The organism is Corallococcus sp. 4LFB, from assembly GCF_046520365.1.
Classification (GTDB): Bacteria; Myxococcota; Myxococcia; order Myxococcales; family Myxococcaceae; genus Corallococcus; species Corallococcus caeni.
On the sequence record NZ_JBKGHJ010000843.1, the window covers coordinates 1 to 2,197 of the forward strand.

At 73.5% G+C, this 2,197-nt stretch carries 2 protein-coding genes; both read right to left on the bottom strand.

Translation table 11 applies throughout. The features are described from left to right. A partial coding sequence (locus tag ACLEQD_RS41850) for an AI-2E family transporter (RefSeq protein WP_410391500.1) occupies nucleotides 1–920 on the bottom strand: 920 nt, incomplete at its 3' end. A gap of 157 nt (nucleotides 921–1,077) precedes the next feature. Continuing rightward, nucleotides 1,078–2,197, bottom strand: a 1,120-nt coding sequence (locus ACLEQD_RS41855) for a mechanosensitive ion channel family protein (RefSeq protein WP_410391502.1), incomplete at its 5' end; no start/stop codon positions are given.

Genomic DNA, 2,197 nt, shown 5'->3' on the forward strand with positions numbered 1-2,197 from the left:
AGCACCACCGCCGGGTGGAGCGGCAGGACGCGGCCCATGATGAAGGGCTGCAGCACGTTGCCTTCCAACTGCTGGACGGCCAGCACGATGGCCAGGACGATGATGGCGGCCTTCATGCCGACCAGGGCCCAGGCCACCACCACCGCCACCACGCCCGCCACCAGCGCCCCGATGATGGGGACGAAGGCCCCCAGGAAGGTCAGCAGGGCCAGCGGCAGGGCCAGCGGGACGCGGACGAGCAGCAGCCCCACGCCGATGCCGACCGCGTCGATGAGCGCCACCAGCACCGTCCCGCGCACCCAGCCGCTCAGGGTCCGCCAGGCGCCCTCCAGGGCGGCGCGAGTCATCCGCCGCCGCTCGGGTGACAGCGGGGCGAGCGCCGCGCTCACCATGCCGCGCCCGTCCTTCACGAAGAAGAAGACGAGGGCCAGCACCAGGAACAAGCCGGTGAGCACCCCGGCAATCGAGCTCAAGCCGCTGGCCGCGCCCAGGGCCAGCTCCTGCGCGTGCCGGCGCACCCACCCCTCGGCCTCCACCCCGAGGTCGTTCAGCGTGGTCCGCGGGCCCGGGAGGAGCCCGGCGAGCGAGCGCGCCAGGTTCTCCAGGCGCCGCGCCAGCGTGTCGGAGTTGGCGGAGATGCGGGCAACGGTCCTCGGGATGATGAAGGCGAGCAGCCCTCCCACGACGCCCACCGCCAGCAGCAGGGAGGCCAGCGCCGCCACCGTGCGCGGCAGGAAGCGGCCGAGCCGGTCCGCCACCGGCATGAGGAGGCTGGTCACCAGCAGCGTGGTGAACAGCGACACGAAGACGAGCGGCATCGCCTGGACGACCTGGCTGACGACGTACACGAAGCCGGCGATGAGCAGGCCGCGACCGCAAAAGCGCGCCACCCCCGCGAGCGTTGGCTGTGAGCCCGTCACCGTGTGCCTCCCGTCCGCTCGCGCGGCACCCCGAGGGGGCTCCCGGTGCCCCACCGCTGAGGCTAGTCACTCGCGGGGCCCGCGGCACCTCCAGGGCCTGGCTGGCCCACGGGCTGGCGCAAGGGCCGCGTCCCTCCCGCACCGCCCCAGGCCCGCGTCAGGTCCGCCGCGGCGTGGGCGCGTCCGCGGGCCGCCCGTCCGCCCCCAGCAGCTGCACCTGCTGGCGCGGCAGCACGGGGATGATGTGGGCCGCGTGGGCCGGCTGGTTGAGCTCCACCATGACCCGCTCGGACAGCAGGCTCTTCCACTTGCGGCGCTGCCGCGCGTGAACGAGGTAGCGGATGGAGATGTTCGTCCACGACTCGGCGAGCGAGACGTAGACCTCGGGCACGTCCGCCACCGCGCCCTCCAGCCGGGCCTTGAGCAGGAGGGCTTCGTACTGACGGGCGGGGGCGGCCATGTCCGCGCCCACCACCTCGAGCGCCAGCCGCCGCAGCAGGTCCAGCGCGTAGCGCAGGTCCGACTCGTTGGCGACGGGCACGAGGAGCTCGTCCCAGACGTAGGGGAAGTCCCGGGTGAGGTTGATGACGGTGCCCGTCAGCACCTCGCTGTTGGGGAAGGTGATGAGCCGGCCCGAGGGCTGCTCCGCCTGCACGGCCCCGGGCCGCTCCGGGCCGCCCAGCTCCCACACCGTGGTGGACAGGAAGTCGATGGCGTAGACGTCGCCGAACACCTCGCCCACCTGGATGCGGTCGCCCACCCGGTAGTAGGCCTGGAAGGAGTTGAGCAGCCAGCCGGTGAAGCTCTCGATGGGCGTCTGCAGCGCCCAGGAGAGCGCCAGCCCCACCAGGCCCACCGAACCGAGCATCGCGCGGACGTCGCCCGCCAGCACGCTGACCGCGATGCCGGTGCCCAGCAGCCACACGCCAATGCTCACCAGCGCCGCGCTGGCGTCCGCTCTCTCCCAGCGCCCGAGCGCCCTGCGCAGCAGGCCGCAGGCCCGCGCCAGCATCCAGGTGAGCAGCAGGGTGACCAGCGCCACGGTGAGCTTGGGGAGCGTGTTGAAGAAGCCCTGGCGCAGCCCCAGCGCCGTCCGCTCCGCCTCCGCGCCCGCCTCGCGCGCCACCTCCTTGGGCTGCACCTGGCGCACCGGCGCCCCGGACGTGTCCTCCGTGGCGGAGGCGTCGCTGCCCTGCGCCCGCGCGTCTTCGGGGGCGCCCACCAGCAGCAGCAGCATGCCCGTCATCGCCACCGCGACAATCGAGGCCTTGCGGAAG